Source organism: Ignavigranum ruoffiae (assembly GCF_900110675.1).
Taxonomy (GTDB): domain Bacteria; phylum Bacillota; class Bacilli; order Lactobacillales; family Aerococcaceae; genus Ignavigranum; species Ignavigranum ruoffiae.
Window position 1 is genome coordinate 1 of record NZ_FOEN01000025.1, and the last position, 6,244, is coordinate 6,244.

At 29.8% G+C, this 6,244-nt stretch carries 8 protein-coding genes; all 8 read right to left on the minus strand.

Features of this window, described 5'->3' with window-relative positions; translation table 11 throughout:
- A partial coding sequence (locus BMX34_RS09445; protein ID WP_200793446.1) for a transposase occupies positions 1-232 on the minus strand: 232 nt, incomplete at its 3' end.
- Between the two features lie 137 nt (positions 233-369).
- Entirely contained in the window at positions 370-1,203 is an 834-nt protein-coding gene (locus BMX34_RS09450; protein WP_092572757.1) for a nucleotidyl transferase AbiEii/AbiGii toxin family protein, read from the minus strand.
- Positions 1,196-1,792, minus strand: a complete 597-nt coding sequence (locus tag BMX34_RS09455; protein ID WP_092572758.1) for a type IV toxin-antitoxin system AbiEi family antitoxin domain-containing protein — start codon at positions 1,790-1,792, stop codon at positions 1,196-1,198. Before BMX34_RS09455 ends, BMX34_RS09450 begins: the two co-directional genes overlap by 8 nt.
- A gap of 279 nt (positions 1,793-2,071) precedes the next feature.
- Positions 2,072-2,479: a GNAT family N-acetyltransferase gene (locus tag BMX34_RS09460; protein WP_092572759.1), complete on the minus strand. Its 408-nt coding sequence runs from the start codon at positions 2,477-2,479 to the stop codon at positions 2,072-2,074.
- Between the two features lie 180 nt (positions 2,480-2,659).
- A complete protein-coding gene (locus BMX34_RS09465) occupies positions 2,660-3,430 on the minus strand; it encodes an alpha/beta fold hydrolase (protein WP_200793447.1) in 771 nt (256 codons plus the stop codon).
- A gap of 188 nt (positions 3,431-3,618) precedes the next feature.
- Positions 3,619-4,944, minus strand: coding sequence for a HAMP domain-containing sensor histidine kinase (locus BMX34_RS09470; protein ID WP_092572760.1), 1,326 nt, complete (start codon positions 4,942-4,944; stop codon positions 3,619-3,621).
- Complete coding sequence (locus tag BMX34_RS09475) at positions 4,941-5,594, minus strand: response regulator transcription factor (RefSeq protein ID WP_092572761.1); 654 nt, start codon at positions 5,592-5,594, stop codon at positions 4,941-4,943. The genes BMX34_RS09470 and BMX34_RS09475 overlap by 4 nt, the downstream gene beginning before the upstream one ends.
- A 259-nt stretch (positions 5,595-5,853) precedes the next feature.
- Positions 5,854-6,244: transposase (locus BMX34_RS09480; protein ID WP_200793448.1), on the minus strand; the 391-nt coding region annotated here is incomplete at its 5' end.

A 6,244-nucleotide genomic window follows, 5' to 3' on the forward strand; every position in this document is an offset into this window, starting at 1 on the left:
AATCCAGTGTTCCTACCCGAGTAGTAAATTCTCGCTCATAATAGCCGTTTCTTTGACTTTGCCGACTTTTTGAACGTTCATACGCATCGGCTTGAATATATTCTGTTCGTTGATTTTCCATCAATTGGTTGAAAACAGTAGTTAAAATCTTTTTAGAAACATCATCATTAACTGATCGTTCAATAATGTTTTGAACCTCTTCGCTGTTCAGTGTAAAATGTACTTGGGTCATGTAAAGTCCTCCTGGGTATGTTTTTGTGGTTAAAAACATTGTACCGTAAAAAGGGCTGCTACATGGCCTTTTGTCTTTTACACAATTATATGGACTTTATCACAGATTTTATACTATTAGCTTTAGATAACAATTTCTTACATTACTTCATTAATCAATTTATAAATTGTTTCAATAACTAGCTCAAAATTTATTCCTTTAGCATATGGATTTTTCTTTTGATATCTATCCCATCTATCCCTAATTGCTTCATCAAGTTTTATAAGATTAATAATTTCAACAGCTCTTTCCTTAGAAATTACTGTTTGTCTATATCTAAAGGTAAGTGATACGGCTACTTTCAAATCCTCAAAATCAATCTTTTCTAACTGTTTGTTAAGAATGGTATAAATATCATAGTAGTCCTTACTTCTACTATTATTTTCAGCCCTGACTAATATAGTGTGGAGTTTTTCAGATAAAACAGATTCTATTGGATAAAATTTAAGTTCATATCTATCACCTAAAATTGTTTGATAATTTTTTTCAACAGGATTCGGATAAACTGGATCTCCTGTTGCAATATCTACAGCAAATGGAATCTTCATATTTGAAAGATGGCCAATCATTTTAAATCTAAGGCCACCGTACTCATCTTCAGAACGAATTTCTTCACCTTCTCCTTCAATTTCAAACCAGACATCTGATTGCTTTGAATATGAAAGGATTGATATTAAGATAGATTTAATATTGTGAGAGTCAAGATTTATCCTTTTTACTAAAAAATTAATATCTTGGGTAGCTCTATTTTGAACTCCTAAAGTATAACTCAAAAGCATACCACCTTTTAGCATAAAATTATCTTTGAACTTGCTCTGTGACAAAAGTCTTAAAAATTCATCAAAGAAAAATTGAGTTAATGCCAGGTTATAATTAATGTTCAATTCGTTCGCTCTATTTCTAAGCCTCACAGTTAAACTACCTTTATTCATATATAAGTACCTCTATTATTTCTTCTACCTGTTTAGATATTCCAAAAATTTTCGCATATTTTCTAAGCTTCCATATATCTTTATTATTTTTTTTGAGGTAAAAATTCCAGGCCTTTGAAAATATTTCGGGATCTTGATTTTTCCGGTCTCTTACAATATCACAAAGCGTTCTTTCCATATCATAGGAAATTACCTTATTACCTATCTCGGTTTTTATCTTAGTAATTCCAATTTCATACCATTCTTTTTTTACTCGATGAGGCATAACTTTATCCTTTATTCGCCATGTATTATATCCCTGGTATACAGTGACCTCGTTAATAAAAGGTAGTCTTTCTGTAAGATCGTGTAGATAAAGTGCCGTTTGATAAGAATAAATGCAAACCTTATTTTGAAGCTGAAAAAAATATAGCTCATCATAATTGTCATAAGACGGATCAAAGTACACCCCTCTAGTCACCCTTTCAAGTTCACCATTGCGAACCATATCTGTAAGATACCAGGAATCAATATTGTTTTCATTTACTTCATTTGCCGTAATTATTCCATTATTTTTTTTTATGATATCGAATATTATTTCCTTGTTCATAACAAAAGGAAGTATTGTATATACTATTAATTATTCATATATAATTTAATTGTTTATTGATAAAATCTAAATTCCTAAAAATCAGAATTTTCAATCTTTCAATACTTTTGCGTAGCGCTCTTTTCCCCACCAATTCGGCATTAAGTTCTTTCAAGGTTATGGTTGTTCTTCTTTCAGGGGCATCTGTTAGATTATTCAAATATCCTTTTTTCCATTCTCACTTAACTGATCGTTATCAGAGCTCATATCATAATAAACTATGAACTCTGATGTAATTTCTTATTTCATGAAAGCTACACAGTTATATTTATTAACTTGTTTAAGCCCTTTTTTCTCATAAAAACTTATCGTTTTTTCGGTATCATCTGTTAACAAAATAATTTGTCGAACATCTTGATACTCTTCAAGAATCATTTCCAAAAACTGACTACCTAAACCTCTTCCCTGATATGCTTCTAAAACTAAAATATCCTGAATATATATGATAGTACATCCATCACCAACGACTCTTGCTAAGCCTATTAATAGACTATCCTCCCATGCAGTCCATATCTTCAATGAATTATTTAAGGCATTCTCCAATTGCTCTGGATTAGAAGTGTATGCACTCCAAAAAACATCACCATATAAATTTACAACGCTTTCTAAGTTCGGTATTATATCTTCTTTAATTACAATATTCTTCACTTTGTTCTTCCTCCAAATTTAATAGTATTTATTTTGATAAAAAATTCTTAACCTATTATTCATTTATTTTTAACATTAATTAATATGCTTTTTAGGCCAAATATGTACCAAAATTATTCTGAGCGTCCATCAATCTATATTTCATTTCTTTAGAATAGGGCTTGAAACCCGTATTCATCGTTACCATATGCTTTTATTAGAATTATGTATTTTTGTTAAGAAAGCTTTTATTTCTTCACTAATCTTCCTGTACTCATAATCGTGAACATAATGAGGAAAATCTAAATTAATAAATTTAACATTTTCAACATTTTCAATATATGAACTTTGATACTCTATCCAAAGTTTCTCTTCCCAACCGGTTCCAATTCCGTTTGAAACAAACAAAAGCATAGGAAATTGTGGAACTCCATTATTATGAACGATTTTCGCATTCTCTTTAATCGCTGAAACTTCATTCAACATTGTTGTGGTCGCAGTTTTTTCATAAAATATAGCTCTATAGAGTTCTTTATCCAAATCGGAAAGAGTACCGTTTTTAATCGCTTCACTTTCTGAAATGCCAGGCAGAATCCTAGTAATACCAACTCTTGCCGCAAACTGGGAGATTTTGAGCATTGGAATATTTATTTTATAATCTTCGTAGGCTTCTGGAACTGCCATATCAAGCCCTATAATAGCTTCTACTTCTTCTGGATATTTTTGTTTCCAATAAAGCGCCTCTATCCCTGACATCGAATGTGGGCATAGTACATAAGGTCCAACGACACCAGCTTTAGTCAAGGCTGTTCTGCTATCCTCAAGTATAGAGTCTATGCTTCTTTCCTTATCCACAACATCACTAAAGCCATATCCAAACTTTTCTACAACAACTATTTTATAATCATCAGAAAGTAAGGAATATAGGGACTTAAAGTCCAGAACTGGAGAAGAAGTTCCACCACCTGACAAATTTTAATTTGTATAGATGATACTATAAAAAATAAGGATACAGAATTTACTCCAAAGGCTCTATATTTTCAAATACGCTTTATTCGGAATTGTGATTTCTCCTACTAATAATCTAAAAATAAATAGAAACATTCTATGCCACAGAAAAGACTGGAAACTACATGAAACAAATTATCTAACATCTTACTTCAATCGGAAAAGAATTTAATTTTAAATATAAAAAACTCTTCATCTTGCAATGCTTTATATTCTATATTGTAATTATTCAGAATATTACTGACAATATATAAACCTAATCCATTACTATTTTCCTTATTTAAATCAAATTTAACATCACATAGTTGATCCATGTTAGAAATTTTATTATTAAGGTTTGAATTTTTTATATATAACCAACTATTTTCTTTCCCTATATGAATTACCCCACCTACATCCGTATATTTTACAGCATTACTAACCAAATTAGATAGAATCATTTTTAAAGCTGTTTTTCCTATATAAACATTTTCATCTAATAAATCAATATTGACCGTAATTTTCTTTTGATTTGCCAATATTTCATACTGTTTTAATACATCTTCTAAAGTATCATTTATTTTCAAATATTCTTCATCATTACTCAATTTTTCTATATAATGAACTGATAATATTTGAGAAATATTTTTTGTTATACTATCAACGATTTCAATGCATTCGTTAATATAAATATCTCGTTCTTTATATTTCCCAATATTATATTTCATGTTTTCAAGTATTATTTTAAGACTCGCTAGAGGCGTTTTAAGTTCATGAGATGCCCCTTTAAAAAAATCATATTTTAACTTTTCCAATTTTATAATTTCTTTATTTTTAAATTCTAGATCGTTAATGGTTCTTAATAAAGCAGAATATAAATCATTAATTTGGTGTTTGAGTTGTCCAATCTCATCATTAGAATTCACTTTTAAACGTGTTTTTTTATCAAGTTTCATCATTTTATCAGTAACGATTTTTATTTCTTGTATATTGTTTTTTATTGATTTTGCATACAATAAAGAAATAATGACAGAAAATAAGATGGATATTAATAAAGAATATGGTAAAAATGTAAGGCTTAAATCTTTCGCTTCTTTCTGCATATCTGCTATCGAAACAAATTGTATATTTGCCTTTTTTCCATCATTCAGTTTTATTTCTCTTTCCTCAATTATCAAAGAATTACTATCACTTTCTAAATTAAAATTTATATTATCTTTGATCTGCAACTCATTATTATTATTATTATTTTCTTTTATAAACGCTTTTATTTTACTACTTTTAGAATAGAGATCCAAAGTTTGCTCTACATATTTTATTTCTCTTCCATCCATATTACTGGAAATTTCATTTGCCATATTATGAATCTTTTCTTTTCTTGTTTCCAAATATGTTTTAGGAAAGATAAAAAAAACTAATAAATGCACTAATATGATTATTATTCCAAGAATAGAAAAGATTTGTGTGAACATTTTGGGAAATATCTTTAAGTTTTTCATTTTCTCTCCAATTTATATCCGACATTTCTTACAGTTGTGATACAATCTAATTTTAATTTTTTTCTAAGTTCTTTTATATATACATCTATTACTCGATCATAAGGAATTTCTTCACTATCTTTCCAGACATTATCAATAATTTGCATTCTTGATAAGACTTGTCCCTCGTTATCCAATAAACATTTTAATATTTCTAGTTCTTTTGCATTTACATCTATTTCTTCATCATTGATTTTAGCTGTATAGCTATTAAAATTTACAGATAAGCCCTTATATTCCAATGTTTCTAAATGACCATAATTCTTCTTAATTAATGAATCTATTCTAGCCTTTAAGACCGGCAATGAAAACGGCTTTTCTATGTATCCGTCTACTAAATTAGTGAATGCATCAATTTTATATTCTTCATCACTAAAGGCAGTCAACATTAGAATTGGTAATTTGCTTTTCTTTCTAATCTCCTTCAATACTTCTAAACCATTTACAAAAGGTATCTGAATGTCTAAGATAACCAAATTTACATCACTACTAAATTTTGACAAGGCTTCCCTTCCATCTTTGGCTTGAATAACCGTATATCCAAATTCTGAAAGATATTCACTGATTCCCTCTCTTATCAAAGTATCGTCTTCAACAGTTAATATTCTCATAGATAGCTCCTTTTGTGTATATATACCATATTATACTGCATATTATTTGATATTTGAAAGTCAAAAACTTTCGGGGCAGTGTCAAATTTCTTGTGTAACCTTCTCATGAAGATTGTAAACACTTATTCAATTTATGAATGTTCCTTCAACCTCGCATTGTCGATATGTTTTATAACCCCCTACTATGAATTCAGTCGCTATCCATATAAAACATATCGACAATGCGAGGGAATCAACCATAGGGCGCTAGGGGCTACTATTAAGAAGCTTGCGTGTCCATGGCTGTTTGGGTTAAACACGCTTGATAGACGGGTAAATTTTGCTCAAGCAAGGACATGAGCTCATAGTGAACTTTGCCGAATCCTTTATGAATGCGTTGACCAAATTTTGTATTATATTCTGCGACATAACAATAGATCGTCTTTTCTAAAAAAGCATCGTGAGGAAATTGTTCTTTTACTTTCGTAATGCGTTTGATTTGCTTGTTAATCGCTTCCGATAGATTGTTAGTATACAAGGAGGCCCAAATCGCCTTCGGGAAATGCATAAACGAAAATAAGTTATGTTTTAGTTTTAATTGTTGAATCAGCTTAGGATATGTTTTTTCCCAGAGGTGTATAAATTGATTTAAGCGCTCGGTCGCTTCTGCG